The sequence below is a fragment of the Streptomyces sp. NPDC000345 genome (assembly GCF_042898825.1).
Taxonomy (GTDB): Bacteria; Actinomycetota; Actinomycetes; order Streptomycetales; family Streptomycetaceae; genus Streptomyces.
On the sequence record NZ_JBIAZE010000003.1, the window covers coordinates 109,425 to 126,772 of the forward strand.

The window sequence follows — 17,348 nt, forward strand, 5'->3', positions numbered from 1 at the left end:
TGCCGAGCCCGGGCAGCGCTCGACCGGCGCGTCACGGAAGGGTCCGGTCAAGGCGTCGCGCCCGGCACGCTGTCTCCGTACCCAACTAGGCCGAGCACACAAACCTGACAGGAACCGATGTCTGACGATTCGCGTCCCTCGCCCGCGCCCGCCCGCACGGCCGCGGTGATTCCGGCCGCCGGCCGTGGCGTACGCCTCGGTCCGGGCGCCCCCAAGGCGCTCCGCACGCTGAGCGGCACGCCCATGCTGATCCACGCCGTGCGGGCGCTCGCCGCCTCCCGTGCCGTCTCCCTGGTGGTCGTCGTGGCCCCGCCGGACGGCGCCGCCGAGGTCAAGTCGCTGCTCGACGTGCACGCGCTGCCCGAGCGCACCGACTTCCTCGTCGTGCCCGGCGGCGACACCCGCCAGGACTCCGTGCGGCTCGGCCTGGACGCGCTGCCGCCCGACTACGACATCGTCCTGGTCCACGACGCCGCACGGCCGCTCGTCCCGGTGGACACCGTGGACGCCGTCATCGAGGCCGTCCGGGACGGTGCCCCGGCCGTCGTCCCGGCGCTGCCCCTCGCCGACACCGTCAAGGAGGTCGAGCCGGCCGACACCCCCGGTGACCCCGAACCGGTCGTCGCCACCCCGGTGCGCTCCCGCCTGCGCGCCGTCCAGACCCCGCAGGGCTTCGACCGGGCCACCCTCGTCCGCGCCCACGAGACGGTCACCGAGGACGTCACCGACGACGCGAGCATGGTCGAGCAGCTCGGTCTGACGGTCGTGGTGGTCCCCGGCCACGAGGAGGCGTTCAAGGTCACCCGCCCGCTGGACCTGGTCCTCGCGGAGGCGGTCCTGGCCCGCAGGAGGCTCAACGATGGCTTCTGAGACGCCGCTGTACGTCCTTCCCCAGGTCGGCGTCGGCACCGACATCCACGCCTTCGAGGAGGGCCGCGAGCTGTGGTGCGCGGGCCTGAAGTGGGAGGGGGAGGGGCCGGGACTGGCCGGCCACTCCGACGCCGACGTGGTCGCCCACGCCGCCTGCAACGCGCTCTTCTCGGCGGCGGGCCTCGGCGACCTCGGGCAGCACTTCGGCACGGGCCGGCCCGAGTGGTCCGGCGCGTCCGGGGTGACCCTGCTGACGGAGGCCGCCCGGATCGTCCGCGAGGCCGGCTTCCGCATCGGCAACATCGCCGTCCAGGTCGTCGGCCCCCGCCCCAAGATCGGCAAACGCCGCGACGAGGCGCAGAAGCTGCTCTCGGAGGCGGCGGGCGCCCCCGTCTCCGTGTCGGGCGCGACGACGGACGGGCTGGGCTTCCCGGGCCGCGACGAGGGCCTGATGGCGGTGGCCACGGCCCTGGTGGTCCGCACCCGCTGACCTATGCCGTGGCATGTCACGAATGTGTGGCCCTTGGGCGGTCGGGCGCGGGGCACGGCCCCGCGCCCACTACCCTGGAGTGGTGACCATTCGCCTGTACGACACCAGCGCCCGGCAGATCCGTGACTTCGCCCCGCTCACGCCGGGTTGCGTCTCGATCTACCTGTGTGGCGCCACCGTCCAGGCGGCCCCGCACATCGGGCACATCCGCTCCGGTCTGAACTTCGACATCATGCGCCGCTGGTTCGAGTACCGCGGCTACGACGTCACGTTCATCCGCAACGTCACCGACATTGACGACAAGATCATCGCCAAGTCGCACGACCAGGGCCGCCCCTGGTGGTCCATCGGCTACGACAACGAGCGGGCGTTCAACGACGGTTACCACGCCCTCGGTTGCCTGCCGCCGACGTACGAACCGCGCGCGACCGGGCACGTCCCCGAGATGATCGAGATGATGCGCGGCCTCATCGAGCGCGGTCACGCCTACGAGGCCGACGGCAGCGTCTACTTCGACGTGCGCTCCTACCCCGGCTACCTGGCGCTGTCCAACCAGGACATCGACGATCTGCGCCAGCCCACCGAGGAGGGCATCACCGGCAAGCGTGACCCGCGCGACTTCGCCATGTGGAAGGCGACCAAGCCGGGCGAGCCCGACTGGGAGACGCCGTGGGGCCGCGGGCGTCCCGGCTGGCACCTGGAGTGCTCGGCGATGGCCCACAAGTACCTGGGCTCCGCCTTCGACATCCACGGCGGCGGCCTCGACCTGATCTTCCCGCACCACGAGAACGAGATCGCGCAGGCCAAGGCCTTCGGTGACGACTTCGCGCGGTACTGGGTGCACAACGCCTGGGTCACCATGAGCGGCGAGAAGATGTCGAAGTCGCTCGGCAACTCGGTGCTGGTGTCGGAGATGGTCAAGCAGTGGCGCCCGATCGTGCTCCGCTACTACCTCGGCACCCCGCACTACCGCTCGATGATCGAGTACAGCGAGGAGGCGCTGCGCGAGGCCGAGTCGGCGTTCGCGCGGATCGAGGGGTTCGTGCAGCGCGTCGTCGAGAAGGCGGGCGGTGTCGTCGAGCCCTCCGCCGAGGTGCCGCCGGCGTTCGCCGAGGCGATGGACGACGACCTGGGCGTGCCGCAGGCCCTCGCCGTCGTGCACACCACCGTCCGGCAGGGCAACTCCGCGCTGGCCGCCGACGACAAGGAAGCCGCCGTGGCCCGCCTCGCCGAGGTCCGTGCCATGCTCGGCGTCCTCGGTCTCGACCCGCTCGACTCGCACTGGGCCGGTGAGGCCGACCGGGGCGAGGATCTGCACGGCGTGGTCGACAGTCTCGTGCGACTCGTCCTCGACCAGCGGGAGTCGGCGCGCGGACGGAAGGACTGGGCGACCGCGGACGCCATCCGCGACCAGCTCAACCAGTCCGGGCTGACCATCGAGGACAGCCCGCAGGGGCCGCGCTGGACGCTCGGTCCGCGCTAGTCCCCGTCTTGATCGATTGTGCCGCCCGGGTCCCCGGGCGGCACACTGCATGTACAGATGCACACACGTACGTACGACGTCCACGGAAACAGGTAGGTCATGGCAGCCAACAACCGCCGCATGTCCGGCAAGAAGGGCGCGCAGGTCGGCAGTGGCGGCCAGCGGCGCCGGGGCCTGGAGGGCAAGGGCCCGACCCCGCCCGCCGAGATGCGCAAGGGACACAAGAAGAACCGCATCGCCACCGCCAAGGCCAAGCAGGTCCAGCGGCGCCCGGTGGCGCGCGGCCGGGGCGGCAAGGGCACGTCCGAGATGGTCGTCGGCCGCAACCCGGTCGTCGAGGCGCTGCGCGAGGGCGTACCGGCCTCCACGCTCTACGTCCAGCAGTTCATCGACAACGACGAGCGGGTGCGTGAGGCGCTGCAGCTCGCGGCCGAGCGCGGCGGCATCAACCTCATGGAGGCCCCGCGCCCCGAGCTGGACCGCATGACCAACGGTCTCAACCACCAGGGCCTGGTGCTCCAGGTCCCGCCGTACGAGTACGCGCACCCCGAGGACCTCGCCGAGGCGGCCTACGACGAGGGCGAGGACCCGCTGATCGTCGCGCTGGACGGCGTGACCGACCCGCGCAACCTCGGCGCGGTCGTGCGTTCCGTCTCCGCCTTCGGCGGCCACGGCGTCGTCGTCCCCGAGCGCCGCGCGGCCGGTATGACCGCCGGCGCCTGGAAGACGTCCGCCGGCACGGCCGCCCGGACGCCCGTCGCCCGCGCCACCAACCTGACCCGCGCCCTGGAGGCGTACAAGAAGGCCGGCATCGTGGTCGTCGGCCTGGCCGCGGACGGCGAGGCCGAGATCGGCGAACTTCAGGCACTGGAGGGTCCGGTCGTCATCGTGGTGGGCAGCGAGGGCAAGGGCCTGTCCCGACTGGTCGGCGAGACCTGCGACTTCCGGGTGCGGATCCCGATGCCGGGCGGCGCGGAGTCCCTCAACGCGGGTGTGGCCGCGGGGATCGTGCTGTACGAGGCCGCTCGGCGACGGGTCTGACGGCGACGCGCTTGACGGCGATGGGCCGGACGGCCACGCGCTTGACGGCGACCGGGCCGGCGGCCCGGCGCCGCGGGTGAACAGGTGTCCGTGCGGTCACCCCGATGGGTCAATTGCGGCGGGTAGTGCAACCTTGACGGAGTCCGGACAGATCCGGCGGGTCAAAGCAGTGTCCTAACCACACGTCACTCGGTTAGATGAGTGTGGACACCAGAACACCCCGCACACCCACGGGGGACCGCTCGTCGGGATTCGACGACGCTCCCGCGCTGAGCATGGTGAAGGTGCCGAGCGATCCGGCTCAGGTCATCGTCAATCACGCGAGCTTCCGCGTGCAGCTGGGCGCGTCGGCGCGGCGTAACCAGAACCTGCGGATCGCCCGGCATGTCAGCGCCGCCGAGGACACCGCGCGCATCCCCGTCGTGGGGACGGCGGGCAGAGCGGGCGCCGCCTCGGGTGCCCGCCGCCGGCCCGTCGTCTGGAGCGGCCAGACCGCCCCGGACGACACCGGCGCCCACCGGCTGCTGCAGGCGGTGCGGGCAGGCAGCGTGGGCCACGGCGAGCGTCCCGGGGCCGACGCCGGAGCCACCCAGGTCATCCCCCGCATCGGTGAGGGCTACGACGGCGCGCTCACCGCGCAGACCCTCGAAACCCCCCTCGTCGGCGCCCAGCGCGCTCCCGCCGCCGGCGAGCACCGCCTCCTGCCGACCATGCGCCCCGTCGGCAGCGCCTACGACGAACCCCCCTACGACGACGCGGAGTTCGAGGACTTCGGGGCGGTTCTCGCCGAGGCGGCCGCGCCGCGCGGCAGGCGCCATGCCGACGCGGACCCCGCCCGGCACGCCTACTTCCCCGGCCGCCGCATGAACCTGGGAGTGGTCCTCCTCCCGCTCCGCGTCCTCCTCGGCTTCATCTCCATCTACGCCGGCATGGGCAAGCTGTGCGACCCCGTCTACTTCGACGGCGGCAAGCGCGGCTCCATGGTGCAGTGGCTCAACACCCTGCACCCCTGGGAAGTCGCCGAGCCGCTGCGCCAGTTCGCCCTGCACCACCCCGTCGGCTCCGGGCTCGTCATCGCCTTCCTCCAGGTCATCGTGGGCGTCCTCACCGTCCTGGGCTGCTGGCAGCGGGTCGCCGCGGCGTTCGGCGCGGGGCTCTCGGCCGCGCTCATCGTCACCGTCAGCTGGAAGACCGTCCCGGTCTACGAGACCCCCGACATCATCTACCTCGCCGCCTGGTCGCCCCTGGTCATCGCCGGCGCCCCCGTCTACTCCGTGGACGGCCGCCTCGCCGCCGGAGCCTGGCGCCGTCTGGGCCCCCGCTCCGACCTGTGGGAGCTGCGCCGGTACGTGCTGCGCCGCGGCGCCCTGGTCACCGCGATCGCCGTCGGCCTCACCCTGCTGATCGGCTCCCTGCTCGGCGGTGCCGTCCGCGACGCCGACCGGGTGGTCGTCCCCGGTCCCGGCGAGGCCCCGCGCAACGAGCTGCCCGGCTCCCCGCTCCCGGAGGAGTCCGGCACCCGCGAGACGGGCCGCAGCCCCGAGGCGTCCACCTCGCCCACCCAGGGCTCCCCCTCGGCGGCCCCGACGGCCGGCGCGGACAGCTCGCCCGCGGCCCAGGACACGGGCACCGCCACCACCGGCGCGCCGAGCCAGACCCAGGGCACGGCGGGCCAGGCGCCGCCGCAGCGGACCAGCCCGGTGGAGCAGGCCCCCGCGACCAGCTCCGGCCCGGCGTCGGGCGGTGCGACGAGCAGCTCCGGCGGGTCGGCGAGCGGCGGCTCGACGGGCGGTAACTCGTCGTCGGGCCAGCAGGGGCTGGTGGGCGGCCTGCTGGGATAACACCGTTCATCGTCGGCCGCGGGCCGTCCGGCCCCGGGCCCCCGCAGCGCACGAAGGCGCCGCGCACCTGTCAGTGCGCGGCGCCTTCGCCGTCCTTGTCCGGGGGCGGGGCGGACGTCCCCGCTCCGGAGCGCGGGGGTGTGTCTGCCGGTCCTGTGCAGGGGCGGGGGCCGTGCCGTGTGGGCGGCGTCGCCGCGTGGGGGCGGCGGTCCCCGCCGGCCGGCGGGGACGGGGCGGTCCGGTGGCGCGCCGGCCCAGGCGGCTCCCGCCGGGGGCGGCGCGGCCCGGAGCGGGTCTCAGCGGCCCAGGGCCGCCAGTTCCTTCGCCGCCTCCGTGAGGTCCTTCGCGGTGTCGATGGCCCGCCAGTACGCACCCTGCGGAATGGGGAAGCCGGCCAGCCGCCGCTCACGGGCGAGGTGGGGAAACGTCGTGCGCTCGTGATCCCCGCGCTCGGGCAGCAGCCCGGCGAACTCGGGCGAGAAGACGTACACGCCCGCGTTGATCTCGTACGTCGTCGGCGGGGCCTCGATGAAGTCGGTGATGTGACCGAAGCCGTCGGTCTTCACCGCCCCCCACGGAATGCGCGGCCGCGCCAGCGCGAGGGTCGCCACGGCGTCGCGCTCGGCGTGGAAGTCGGCCATCTCGCGGAGCGAGAAGCGGGTCCAGATGTCGCCGTTGGTGGCGTACCAGGGCCGGTCGGGGTGGGGGAGGCGGGCGGCCGCGTACTTCAGGCCGCCGCCGCGGCCGAGCGGCTCGGTCTCGACGACCGTGGTGACGTTCACCGGCAGGTCGGCCGTCTTCAGCCAGTTCTGCAGGACCTCGGCGAGATGGCCGCAGGAGACGACGACGTCGGTGACGCCCTCCTCGGCGAGCCAGCCGAGCTGATGGCCGATGATCGGCGTCCCCGTGCCGGGGATCTCGACCATCGGCTTGGGCCGGTCGTCGGTGTAGGGACGCAGCCGGGACCCCTGGCCACCGGCCAGGACGACGGCTTGCGTGGGGCGGGACGCGGCGTGCGGATGGGTCATGGCCGCACTGTACGCGGCGCGGTGTCACGGGTGAGCGGCTCCCCCGGTCGGGCAGGGGAGCCGCACGGGCCGCTCAGGGGGTCAGCTGTGGGCCGCCAGGACGCCCGAGGCGAACGAGGTGTCGCAGACGGGGCGGGCGTAGGACTGGGCGCGGGAGGGGCCGTAGATGCGGACCGCGGCACGGCCCAGGGCGCGGGCGATGGAGGTGCAGTGCTTCGCCAGCGACGGTGTGCCGTTCACGGCCGCCTGGAGGTGGGTCAGGGCGGTGCCCGGGTCCTTCTCCTGGAGCTCGGTCAGCAGCTGGTCGCGCAGCACGTCCTGCGGGGCCTGGGCGGCGCCGTGGGAGGTGTGGTGCACGGGGGAGACGTCGGAGGCGGTGAGCACCGAGTCCGAGGGGTCTCCCGACCAGTTGACCCGGGTGACCGCGAGGGTTCCCGAGAGCACCATGACGACGGGCAGGACGAGGGCGAGCGAGCGGCCGATCCGGCGGGCTGGGCCGCCCTGGCCGCGTCGCGTGCGCTGGGTGGAGTGGTTCGCGGAGTGCTTCACGCGTGAGAGGGTAGCGCCCCGTAATCATCCGGCGACATTTGGTCACTCCAACGGGGGATGAAGCAGTGTCCCCTTTGGGGTAGGGAGTTGACGGACGCCAGTCCGGACGGGGGGAAATGTCCGGTGTGCCGGGGTATTCGAAGACAGCGAAAAGGGCCCCGCAGCAGCCTGCGGGGCCCTCGTCGTCAACCTGGGCGGTACGCCCGGTTTTCGTACGCTTCGCGTCAGTCGGAGAGGCGTGCGCCCGTCGACGTCGAGAACACGTGGGTCTCGCCCGCGCGCGGGACGACGCGCAGCGTGCTGCCCTTCTCCGGGACGTCACGGCCGCCGACGCGGACCACGAGGTCCTTGGACTCGCCGCCGACCTGGGCGGTGCCGTAGACGAAGGCGTCGGAGCCGAGCTCCTCGACCACGTTCACGGTGACCGCGACACCCTGGTCGGAGTCGGCGCCGGCGACGTCGAAGTGCTCGGGACGGACACCGACGGTGACCGTCTTGTCGGTGGCGGCGGAGAGCGCGTCACGCTGCACCGGCACCACCGAGTTGCCGAACTTCACACCGCCGTCGGCGATCGGCACCTCGACGAGGTTCATCGCGGGGGAGCCGATGAAGCCGGCCACGAAGAGGTTGGCGGGCCTGTCGTACATGTTGCGCGGGGTGTCGACCTGCTGGAGCAGACCGTCCTTGAGGACCGCCACGCGGTCGCCCATCGTCAGGGCCTCGACCTGGTCGTGGGTGACGTACACGGTGGTGATGCCGAGGCGGCGCTGCAGGGACGCGATCTGCGTACGCGTCGACACACGGAGCTTGGCGTCCAGGTTGGACAGCGGCTCGTCCATGAGGAAGACCTGCGGCTCACGCACGATGGCGCGGCCCATCGCGACACGCTGGCGCTGACCACCGGAGAGGGCCTTCGGCTTGCGGTCCAGGTACTCGGTGAGGTCGAGGATCTTCGCGGCCTCCTCGACCTTCTGCCGGATCTCCGCCTTGTTGACGCCGGCGATCTTGAGCGCGAAGCCCATGTTGTCGGCGACGGTCATGTGCGGGTAGAGCGCGTAGTTCTGGAACACCATGGCGATGTCCCGGTCCTTGGGCGGCAGGTGGGTGACGTCGCGGTCACCGATGCGGATGGCGCCGCCGTTGACGTCCTCGAGGCCGGCGAGCATCCGCAGGGAGGTGGACTTGCCGCAGCCGGACGGGCCGACCAGGACGAGGAACTCGCCGTCCGCGATCTCGATGTCGAGGCCGTCGACGGCGGGCTTGGTGGAACCCGGGTAGATCCGGGTCGCCTTGTCGAACGTGACAGTGGCCATGGTGATGGGCCCCCTTCTACCGGCAGGAACGTGCCGGACGATCCGTTGTAGGAAGGTGGTTGGTGTAGTCCACACGAGTGAACTGGCCTGGACGCTACCCGGCGGCCACCCGATCTGTCAGTACCCGGAGGCATGTGAACTTCGCGGAAATTTTCGACAGGCCGCCGTTCGCTCAGGGCTGGACGACACCTGCTTCCAGCGCGTTGTTCACGATCGTGCTGAACTCGCCGTCCCTGGGGGCGAAGACGGACAGGTGGCTCTCGGCCCTGCTCACCGCGAGATAGAACTGCGAGTACAGCGCGCGCATGGCGCTGCCTCCCTGGCCGTACTCGTGCAGGCCACCCGCGCCGCCCAGCACGACGACGTGGGAGAACTGAAGGCCCGCGGCGTACTGGGCGGCCGTGACGATCAGGGCGCGGCGGGAGTACCTCAGCCGGTCGATGTCGTCGCGGCCCTCGATCACCACCGCTGATGTCTTGGAGAACTCTGATTCCTCCAAGGCCTTCTTGATCGCTTCCAGGTCCCCGGTACCCACTCCGATGATCGCGACCCGCTCGTCCTGGGCGCTCTGCCTGAGCTGATCGAAAGCGGCGCGCAGCCCTGCCGTGGCCAGTGTGTCCCGGGGAGCGAAGGTGACGTGCGGGAGGTCCTGCCCTGCCTCACCGGCGGTGTCGGGCAGCTGGTACTCCCAGTCATGCCCCATCTCCACCATGTTCGGCATCGAGCTGTGGAGGTACTGGACGAAGGCGAAGACCGGTGCGGAGAACCGGTGCACCTTCTTGAGGTCGATGGAGTCCACGGTCTGGTCCCGTTGGAAGACCATCCCCGACCCCCTGCTGAGTTCGTTCTCGGACAGGCCGGTCAGCAGTACGAAGATCGACTGGTAGGGGTCCATCGCCATGATCAGCCGGGGGTGTTCTTCGGCCTCGCGAGTGAGGTGGTGCAGCAGGTACCGCTCGGAGTCGCTGAAGAGGTGGAACTCGTCCACGAAGATCAGGTCGTAGCCGCGGCTCTCCCGGAGGGCGTGCCAGGTGTACGTCTCCAGGTACCGGCGGAAGTCGTCGACGACCTGGTCCGTGGTGAGCTGGTGCTGGTCGGTCAGGTGCTTGATGTAGAAGCGGTAGGCCGCGAAGGCCAGCTCCCGGTCCGCCGGCGTGTCCAGGGGAACCATCCAGGCCTTCCGGCTCAGCCCGCGGTACTCCTCCAGCGCGTTGAAGCTGGGTTTGATCTGGTGGGTGTCGAACACCTCCGCGTACTCGCGCAGCAGGGCCCAGCACAAACGGAGTCGCTCCGGTTCGTCCGGATCCGCCTCGACACCGTCGCGGACCCAGTCGCTCACGTTGTTCCGATAGGAGCTCCACGTGTGTTCCTTGATGCGCTCGACCGCGGCGTTGATGAGTTTCATCTGCTGCTGCTTGCCGTCGAGGCTGTCCTCGCCCAGTACCTCCAGCTCGGTGTTCCGGAGCCACTGGCAGAGGAAGGTCAGGGGCATGACCTCGATCTGGTCGCACAGTCCACGCTCGTCGAGTTTGTGGAATGCTTCCTCGACCTGCTGGGCGATGGCCCAGCTGTGGGTCAGGTAGAGGACACGCGGCAGCGGCCCGGATGTGGAGTTGTCCGCCCGGTACAGCTCTTCGAGGGCTTTGAGCTGCAGTATCAGTGTCTTCCCGGTGCCGGCGGCGCCACGGATCTTCAGGGGGTTCGAGAGATCGCTCGCCAGGACGTTGTTCTGGGTCTCGGTCAGGTAGGGCATCCACTCCGAGAAGGAGCGGTCCTTGAGCAGCGCGCCGGTCCCCACGCGTTCTAAATCGACGGAGTTCTGTACGCGCTGGGGTTTGGGCGCTCGGCGGCGGAAGGACGCGCGGGCCGCTTCGAGAGCGGCGGGGTACCCCTCCAACGCCTTGCTGGCGGGAGCGAGGTCGCGAGCCGTCCTGAACTGCTGCAGTGTCACCCGGTCGTTGCGGCTGGTGATGTCCCAGAAGCAGTAGTGGCCGTTGCCCAGCGATTCCGCTATCCAGCGCAGTGAGTCCGGGTTCATGTTCCGGGGAAGGGCGAAGAAGGCCAGCAGGTTCTCGTGGGAGAATTTACTCCATGCCGTCGGCAGGGACACGGGGGGCCGGGACATCGCCTGTGCGGCCCGGTCGACGCGCTCCAGAAACCGGGCCGTCGTGTATTCGGACCCGTCATGGATGAGCTCCCAGGGGAACTCTTCGATCAGGACGAGGTTGCTTTCCTCGACGTCCTCGCGGTGTACGTAGTACGTGGATTCGTCGATCTGTCTGATCACCACGTCGTCGGTGACGAACCCGTCCTCGTCGTCATGGTCCAGACCGGTGTAGAAATTTTGCAGGTAAGAGGACAGGCTGGCGCGCGTGAAAGCCTTCAAGTCAGTATTCCCAGTTTTCGGAGATCGTCGTCAGATGGTTGTCCCGGGCAGTTTCGTAGTCCGTAGGGAGGCCGATGTCGGTGAACACCTGAGCCATCTGCTGGACGACACGATGGCAGAACAGGGTGTTCAGCCGGGCCACCCGTCGGGCTTCGGTGAACGAGGTCTCCTCCCGGGGCCTGATGGCGACTGCCGCGTCCGGGATGCTGCTGACCAGGCGTAGAAGAGCGACATAGCCGGCGGTGTGGTGCGGGCTCGGCTTGTGGACGTAGAGGAAGTCGCCCGGGAAGCGCTTCAATCGGTCGTGCACGCCTGTGCGAAGGGTCTCGAGAGCTGTCTTCTTCGCCGACTTCGTCTTGTCCAGACGTCTGCAATGCGCCCGGACGCAGTGGCAGAAGGATTCAGGGTGGGGGCAGACCGTCAGTTCTCTCACAGACTTCTCCAGCGCGAGCAGGCGGTGTACGCCGGTGATGAAACCCTCGCGCTTCTTGCCGTCAGGTGAGACCAGGGTCGCGATGTCTTCCGGCGCGTAGCCCAGCCGCAGCATCTCGAACGCGCGCTCCACCTCGTCGGACGTGCGGGATTCGCTGAAGAATTTCCTCACGTTTTTCTCGGCTTCGGAGCGAAGGGTCTGGATCTCCTTGGGGAGGACGAACTGCTTCACATACGAATCGACAGGAATCGCAGGCACATAGGTTATGAGATTCCAGTTCTTTGCGTAGGCCAGATCGCAGTTGGCGGTGACGACGAATCCCAGTGTCCCTCCGGCGCCGAACGGAAAATCTTCCTTGGGGCGAAGGAACTCAAGGACATCGCCTTGTCTAATGGGATCTTCCGGGTCTGTGCCTGACGGTTCGTGTTCCGCGAATAAGCTCGGGGTGCCGTTTGTGGCACCCTGGGCGAGTGTGGTCTCGGTCACGCGGTGATCCTACTCAGGGCGATGGGTTCTGAGGAGATACGCGTGGTCTTGGAACGGAGCGACTGTGTAAGGTGGGCGACGCTCCGCAGCGTCGTTGACCTGCCGGGGTCCTGCCGCCTTAGCTCAGTTGGTAGAGCGGTTGCCTTGTAAGCTCCAGGTCGTCGGTTCGATTCCGACAGGCGGCTCTTCCCCTTCTGCCCGTCGCTCACGTGCGCGACGGGCAGAGTTGTTTCACGTCACGGCATGCCTCGGCCGGTGGGCTCGCAGCCGGCGGCCGAGTTCCAGGTCGGGGTCTCAGCACGGCGGGCGTGCCGTCGGCGGCGGTGACCGGCAGGACCAGGGCGCACACGCCGTGCATCGGCGGCCCGTCGGTCCGCAGGTCCCAGCGCTCCAGGAACTCCGCCACCAGGTCCGGCAGCCCCGCGATGAAGGCCGGCCCCTCCTCGCCGTGCATCTTTACCTGCTCTGTCACCAGCGCGCGCGGAATGTGGATCACCTTCCGGACGATACTTGCGGGTGTGAATCGGCTCCCGCGGTTCTCCGGCGCGCGGCGGGCGGTGTGGGCGTACGTCCGCAGCGCGCCCGGCACCTACGTGTGGCTGGGGATCCTGTTCGTCACCACGGTCGCCCTGCACCACATGTCCCCGGAGTTCGAGCGGGAGTTCCTGCGGCAGAGGTCGACCAATCTCCATGAACTGTCCCGGCATCCCGTACGGGTGCTGATCGCGAGCGCGATGTGGATCGACGGCGGGCACTGGCTGCCGTACGCGCTGCTGTACTCGGTGTTCCACGCCCGGGCGGAGCGCTGGCTGGGGACCGTGCGCTGGCTGGTGGTGTGCGTGGCGGCGCACGTGCTGGCGACGCTGGTCAGCGAGGGCGCGCTGCTGAAGGCGATCCGCGACGGGGTCGCGCCGCGGTCCTCGGTGAACACCCTCGACGTGGGTGTGAGCTACGCGCTGGCGGGGGTGGTGGCGGTGCTCGTGTACCGAATCCGGCCGCCGTGGCGGTATCCGTGTCTGGTGCTCGTGGCGGCCGTCTTCGCGGTGCCGCTCGCCACCGGGCCGACCTTCACCGACGTCGGTCACTTCGTCGCCGTGCTCGTCGGACTCGCCTGCCACCCGCTGGTCAGAGGGCGCGAAAGAGTACGGAATCCGAAGGAGACAGGGGCCACTTCACCGGATAGCGTCCGGCCATGAGCACCTCGGCAAGCGATGTCGTGAACGGCGGGATCTCCTTCTGGTACGCGGACGACGGACTTCCGGCGGTAAGGGAACCGCTCGGCGGTGACATGTCCGCCGACGTCGTGATCGTCGGGGGCGGGTACACGGGGCTGTGGACGGCGTACTACCTGAAGAAGGCGGCGCCCGCGCTGCGGATCGTCGTCCTGGAGCAGAGGTTCTGCGGGTACGGGGCCTCCGGACGCAACGGTGGCTGGCTGTACAACGGCGTGGCGGGCCGCGACCGGTACGCCGCCCTGCACGGCCACGAGGCCGCCGTACGGCTGCAGCGGGCCATGAACGACACCGTCGGCGAGGTCGTGCGGGTGCTGGCGGAGGAGGGCGTCGAGGCCGGCGTCCACCGGGGCGGGGTCCTCGAGGTGGCCCGCACGCCCGCGCAACTGGCCCGGCTGCGGGACTTCCACGCGCGCGAGCTGTCGTACGGGCAGAAGGACCGTGAGCTGTACGGCGCCCGGGAGACCGCCGAGCGGGTGCGGGTGGCGGGGGCCGTCGGATCGACGTGGACGCCGCACGGGGCGCGGGTGCACCCCGTGAAGCTGGTGAAGGGGCTCGCGGCGGCCGTCGAGGCGCTGGGGGTTCAGGTGTACGAGTCGACGCCGGTGACCGAGATCCTCGCCGGGCGGGCGGTGACGCCGTACGGGACCGTGCGCGCGCCGTACGTGCTGCGCTGCACGGAGGGGTTCACGGCCGCGCTGAAGGGTGAGAAGCGGACCTGGCTGCCCATGAACTCCTCGATGATCGCCACCGAGCCGCTCACCGACGAGCAGTGGGCGGCCGTGGGGTGGCAGGGGCGGGAGGCGCTCGGGGACATGGCGCACGCCTATATGTACGCCCAGCGCACGGCCGACGGGCGGATCGCGCTCGGCGGGCGCGGAGTGCCGTACCGCTTCGGCTCGCGCACCGACAACGACGGGCGCACGCAGTCCGAGACCGTCGAGGCGCTGCGGGAGATCCTGGTCGGGTTCTTCCCGGCGCTCGCCGGGGTGCGCGTCGAGCACGCGTGGTCCGGGGTGCTGGGCGTGCCGCGCGACTGGTGCGCCACGGTCACCCTGGACCGGGCCTCCGGCCTGGGCTGGGCGGGCGGTTACGTCGGATCGGGCGTCGCCACGGCCAATCTGGCCGGACGCACCCTGCGCGACCTCGTGCTGCTGGACTCCGGCCAGGGCGGGAACACCGAGCTGACCGTGCTGCCGTGGGTGGGGCACAAGGTGCGCAGGTGGGAGCCGGAGCCGCTGCGCTGGCTCGGGGTGCGGGGCATGTATGCCACCTACCGGACCGCCGACCGGCGGGAGACCGCGCGGCACGGCACCGGGTCCTCGCGGCTGGCGCGGATCGCGGACCGGGTGGCCGGACGCCACTGAGGCGCCGCCGCGCAGCCGCGCCGCACGGGCCGGGCCGGGCCCGTGCCGGGGCTCGGCCCACCGATTCCGGTACCGCCGTCCGGGCGGGGACCTCGTGCTCGGGGGGTCCGGCCGTCACCATCAGGCCCGCGATCAGCCCGGCCGTCAGCGGGATGCCGGCGGCCCGCCGGATGGCGACCGTGTAGCCGTGGACGATGCCCTCACGAGGTGACCGCGTCGCGCTGGGCGGGGCCGGTGAGGCGGGCCGCGATGTAGGCGGTGCTGCTGGTGGTGGCGATCGTGTTGAGCGGCTCCGTGCCGACGGAGCCGCCCACCTGCTGGGAGGTGTTGGCGGTGGCCGAGGTGACGCCGGCGTCCTGCGGGGCGACCCCGGCGGCGGCCGTGGCGAAGACCGGCATGAGGGTCAGCCCCATGCCGAGGCCCATGAGGGGGCACGTGGTTCGTCAGCCGGGCGGAGATCCGGGTGGAGCCGGTGATGATCGCGAGGGTGAGCGGGAGGAAGGCGAAGCCCGTCTTCATGGCTCCAGGACCACCTTTCCGATGGTCGTGCGGTTCTCCAGGGCGCGGTGCGCGGCGGCGGCCTCGGCGAGCGGGAAGCGCTGGACGGCCGGGGCGAGGCGGCCGGCGGCGGCCTCGGCGAGGGCCCGCTCCTCCAGGGCGCGCAGGCCTCCGGCCTTCTCCAGCATCACCGGCCCGAGGACCGACTCCGAGACGCCTTCGACGAAATGGCCCGGGCCGCCGCGGACGCCCTCGGCGGACCAGCCGAACACGAGGTGTCCGCCCCCGGGGCCGAGGAGTCCGACGGCCTCGCGGGCGACGGCCCCGCCGACGCCGTCGAAGACGACGGTGACGGCCCGGCCGCCCAGGTGGGCGCGGACCTTCGCGGGCCAGGAGGGGTCGTTGTAGTCGACGGCGAGATCGGCGCCGTTCGCTTCCACCTGGACCGTCTTGAGCGGCCCGCCGGCGAGACCGACGACCGTGGCACCGGTGTGCCGGGCGTACTGGACGAGGAGGGTGCCGATGCCTCCGGCGGCCGCCGGGACGAGGGCCACCGCGTCCGGACCGAGCTCGGCGAACTGCAGGATCCCCAGTGCCGTGCGCCCGGTGCCGATCATCGCCACGGCCTGGGCGGCGTCCAGGTTCGCGGGGATCTCGTGCAGGCGGTCGGCTTCGGTGACGGCGAGTTCGGCGTAGCCGCCGGGCGCGAAGCCGAGGTGGGCGACGACGCGCTTGCCGAGCCAGGAGTCAGGGGTGCCCGCGCCGAGGGACTCGACGACGCCGGCGACCTCACGGCCGGGGACGGTGGGCAGCCGGGTCGGCGCGGGGGCGGGGCCCTGGAGGCCCTCGCGCAGGGCGGTGTCCAGGAGGTGGACACCCGCTGCCCGTACGGCGACACGGACCTGGCCGGGTGCGGGGACGGGGTCGTCCACCTCCTCGTGGAGGAGGTTCTCGGCCGGGCCGAAGGCGTGCAGACGGATGGCGTGCATCTGGTTCCCCCATGGTTCCGGGTGACGGTCTCGGGGCCCCACTCTTCGACCTCAAGCGTGCTTGAGGTCAAGGGAGCGCCGGCCCAGTGCCAAGGACACGGCGGTGAGGGCGCTGTTGAAGGACACCTCGGACAGCACGCCGGGCGCCGCGACCTGGTCGCCCGCGAGGAGGACGCCGTCGCCGCGGTCCACGGCGGGCCGGTCGCGCCAGCTGGTGCCGGGCAGGTCCACGGCGCCCGTACGGCCGTTCGCGACGGCCTCCCGCCGCCAGGTGACCCGCTCGCGCCAGCCGTCGAAGGCGAGGTCGAGCAGCTGCTCGGCGCGGGCCACGCCGTCGGCCTTCCTCTCGTGCGGGGCGATCGGGATCTGGCCCTGGAGAAGCTGCTCGCCGGCCGGGGCGAGGGTGGGGTCCTGGGCGGTGAAGCGCTCGATCCAGCCCGGGGCGTCCAGGTCGGAGACGGCGAAGGCGTCGCCGCGGCGTGTGCGCAGGGCGAGGTCGAGCAGGACGGTGCGGCCGCCGGGCCAGGTGAGGGAGTCGTCGCGGAGCAGCCGGCGGGCGGCGTCGAGGGAGGTGGCGACGATGACCGGGCGGCCGGCGGGGAGGGTGTCGACGCGGGACAGGATCTCCATGCGCACCCCGACGTTCCAGGCCCGGCCGGCCATCCTGTCGACGAGGCTCGCCCAGCCGCCGCGCGGGTAGTGCGCCTCGGGAGGCAGCTTGGTCGCGCGGCGCAGCCGCTCCTGCACGAAGGCGGCGGACAGGGCGCCGGGATCGTGGTGGAAGAGGGCGACGGCCGAGTAGTTGGCTGCCGCGTCGGCACCTTCGGGGCCCACGAGGCCGGTGGCCCAGGTGCGGAAGTCGACGTCGACGGGGGCCCGCAGGGAGGTGTGCCGCAGCAGCTTGAGCATGCCGAGGGGCGGGGTGCGGCGCAGGACGCCGTGGTGCCGCAGACGCAGCCGGGTGGCTTCCAGGGGCGGGAGGGGCGCGAGCGCGGGGAGGAGGCCGCGCTGCTTGAGCCAGGTCCAGTGCGGGCCGCCGTTGTAGAGGGCGTGCGGTCCCTCGTTGGTCCGGTACGGCCCTTCGGCGGTCCGCGCCCGGCCGCCGAGCGTGTGATGTGCCTCGTACAGGGTGACCTGGGCGCCCGCCTCGGCGGCGGCGATCGCTGCGGTCAGTCCGGCGAAGCCGCCGCCGATGACGGTGAGGGCTGGGCGCATGGCTGGGTGCTCCTTCGGGTCGGCTCGGGCGGGGCGGGCCTTTCTGTCCCGCCACCTCTACGACCGATGAGGCGCCCGGAATGTGACAACGGGGGCGTCGGCGCAGGCCGGGGGGATTGTCAGTGGC

The 17,348-nt window shown here is 71.4% G+C and carries 15 protein-coding genes, 1 tRNA gene and 1 pseudogene; 8 read left to right on the forward strand and 9 right to left on the reverse strand.

Annotated elements, in window-relative coordinates; all coding sequences use genetic code 11:
* Positions 1 to 117 precede the first annotated feature (117 nt).
* From ispD to ACFY30_RS08005, 5 genes are all read left to right on the forward strand, one after another.
* Positions 118 to 870, forward strand: a complete 753-nt coding sequence (ispD, locus tag ACFY30_RS07985; RefSeq protein ID WP_390844303.1) for a 2-C-methyl-D-erythritol 4-phosphate cytidylyltransferase — start codon at positions 118 to 120, stop codon at positions 868 to 870.
* A complete protein-coding gene (gene ispF / locus ACFY30_RS07990; RefSeq protein ID WP_390844305.1) occupies positions 860 to 1,360 on the forward strand; it encodes a 2-C-methyl-D-erythritol 2,4-cyclodiphosphate synthase in 501 nt (166 codons plus the stop codon). The genes ispD and ispF overlap by 11 nt, the downstream gene beginning before the upstream one ends.
* Before the next feature lie 82 nt (positions 1,361 to 1,442).
* A complete protein-coding gene (gene cysS / locus ACFY30_RS07995) occupies positions 1,443 to 2,843 on the forward strand; it encodes a cysteine--tRNA ligase (RefSeq protein WP_390844306.1) in 1,401 nt (466 codons plus the stop codon).
* Between the two features lie 99 nt (positions 2,844 to 2,942).
* On the forward strand, positions 2,943 to 3,884 hold the full coding sequence (gene rlmB, locus ACFY30_RS08000) for a 23S rRNA (guanosine(2251)-2'-O)-methyltransferase RlmB (protein WP_390844307.1): 942 nt from the start codon (positions 2,943 to 2,945) through the stop codon (positions 3,882 to 3,884).
* A 197-nt stretch (positions 3,885 to 4,081) separates the two neighbouring features.
* On the forward strand, positions 4,082 to 5,725 hold the full coding sequence (locus ACFY30_RS08005) for a DoxX family membrane protein (RefSeq protein WP_390844308.1): 1,644 nt from the start codon (positions 4,082 to 4,084) through the stop codon (positions 5,723 to 5,725).
* Positions 5,726 to 6,021: 296 nt separating this feature from the next.
* Here the strand turns inward: ACFY30_RS08005 and ACFY30_RS08010 are convergent, their stop codons facing one another.
* The 5 genes from ACFY30_RS08010 to ACFY30_RS08030 all read right to left on the reverse strand — a co-directional run bounded on the left by ACFY30_RS08010 (position 6,022) and on the right by ACFY30_RS08030 (position 11,920).
* Positions 6,022 to 6,753, reverse strand: coding sequence for an NDP-sugar synthase (locus tag ACFY30_RS08010; protein ID WP_390844309.1), 732 nt, complete (start codon positions 6,751 to 6,753; stop codon positions 6,022 to 6,024).
* A gap of 81 nt (positions 6,754 to 6,834) precedes the next feature.
* A complete protein-coding gene (locus ACFY30_RS08015) occupies positions 6,835 to 7,302 on the reverse strand; it encodes a hypothetical protein (protein WP_390660505.1) in 468 nt (155 codons plus the stop codon).
* 224 nt (positions 7,303 to 7,526) lie between these two features.
* Entirely contained in the window at positions 7,527 to 8,615 is a 1,089-nt protein-coding gene (locus ACFY30_RS08020; RefSeq protein ID WP_390844310.1) for an ABC transporter ATP-binding protein, read from the reverse strand.
* A gap of 172 nt (positions 8,616 to 8,787) precedes the next feature.
* Positions 8,788 to 11,001 carry a UvrD-helicase domain-containing protein gene (locus tag ACFY30_RS08025; protein ID WP_390844311.1) on the reverse strand — a complete coding sequence of 738 codons (2,214 nt, stop codon included), beginning with the start codon at positions 10,999 to 11,001 and terminating at the stop codon, positions 8,788 to 8,790.
* Position 11,002: 1 nt separating this feature from the next.
* Positions 11,003 to 11,920 (reverse strand): hypothetical protein, encoded by a 918-nt coding sequence (locus ACFY30_RS08030; protein ID WP_390844312.1) that lies wholly within the window; start codon positions 11,918 to 11,920, stop codon positions 11,003 to 11,005.
* A 112-nt stretch (positions 11,921 to 12,032) separates the two neighbouring features.
* Between ACFY30_RS08030 and ACFY30_RS08035 the strand changes: the two genes are divergently transcribed.
* Positions 12,033 to 12,105, forward strand: a tRNA-Thr gene (locus ACFY30_RS08035).
* A 20-nt stretch (positions 12,106 to 12,125) separates the two neighbouring features.
* Here the strand turns inward: ACFY30_RS08035 and ACFY30_RS08040 are convergent.
* Positions 12,126 to 12,416 carry a hypothetical protein gene (locus ACFY30_RS08040; protein ID WP_390844313.1) on the reverse strand — a complete coding sequence of 97 codons (291 nt, stop codon included), beginning with the start codon at positions 12,414 to 12,416 and terminating at the stop codon, positions 12,126 to 12,128.
* Between ACFY30_RS08040 and ACFY30_RS08045 the strand changes: the two genes are divergently transcribed.
* Positions 12,406 to 13,116, forward strand: a complete 711-nt coding sequence (locus tag ACFY30_RS08045) for a rhomboid-like protein (protein ID WP_390844314.1) — start codon at positions 12,406 to 12,408, stop codon at positions 13,114 to 13,116. The two genes, ACFY30_RS08040 and ACFY30_RS08045, sit on opposite strands and share 11 nt — an antisense overlap.
* The gene (locus ACFY30_RS08050; RefSeq protein ID WP_390844315.1) at positions 13,113 to 14,519 is read left to right on the forward strand and encodes an NAD(P)/FAD-dependent oxidoreductase; all 1,407 of its coding nucleotides are present in this window, start codon (positions 13,113 to 13,115) and stop codon (positions 14,517 to 14,519) included. Before ACFY30_RS08045 ends, ACFY30_RS08050 begins: the two co-directional genes overlap by 4 nt.
* Positions 14,520 to 14,577: 58 nt before the next feature.
* Here ACFY30_RS08050 and ACFY30_RS08055 read toward each other — a convergent pair.
* The 3 genes and pseudogenes from ACFY30_RS08055 to ACFY30_RS08065 form a co-directional block, all read right to left on the reverse strand.
* Positions 14,578 to 15,050, reverse strand: a pseudogene (locus tag ACFY30_RS08055) (MFS transporter); the annotation flags it as partial.
* Positions 15,035 to 16,006 (reverse strand): zinc-binding dehydrogenase, encoded by a 972-nt coding sequence (locus ACFY30_RS08060; RefSeq protein ID WP_390844316.1) that lies wholly within the window; start codon positions 16,004 to 16,006, stop codon positions 15,035 to 15,037. The gene ACFY30_RS08060 and the pseudogene ACFY30_RS08055, both read right to left, overlap by 16 nt.
* Before the next feature lie 51 nt (positions 16,007 to 16,057).
* Positions 16,058 to 17,221, reverse strand: coding sequence for an NAD(P)-binding protein (locus ACFY30_RS08065; protein ID WP_390844317.1), 1,164 nt, complete (start codon positions 17,219 to 17,221; stop codon positions 16,058 to 16,060).
* Positions 17,222 to 17,348: the final 127 nt, after the last annotated feature.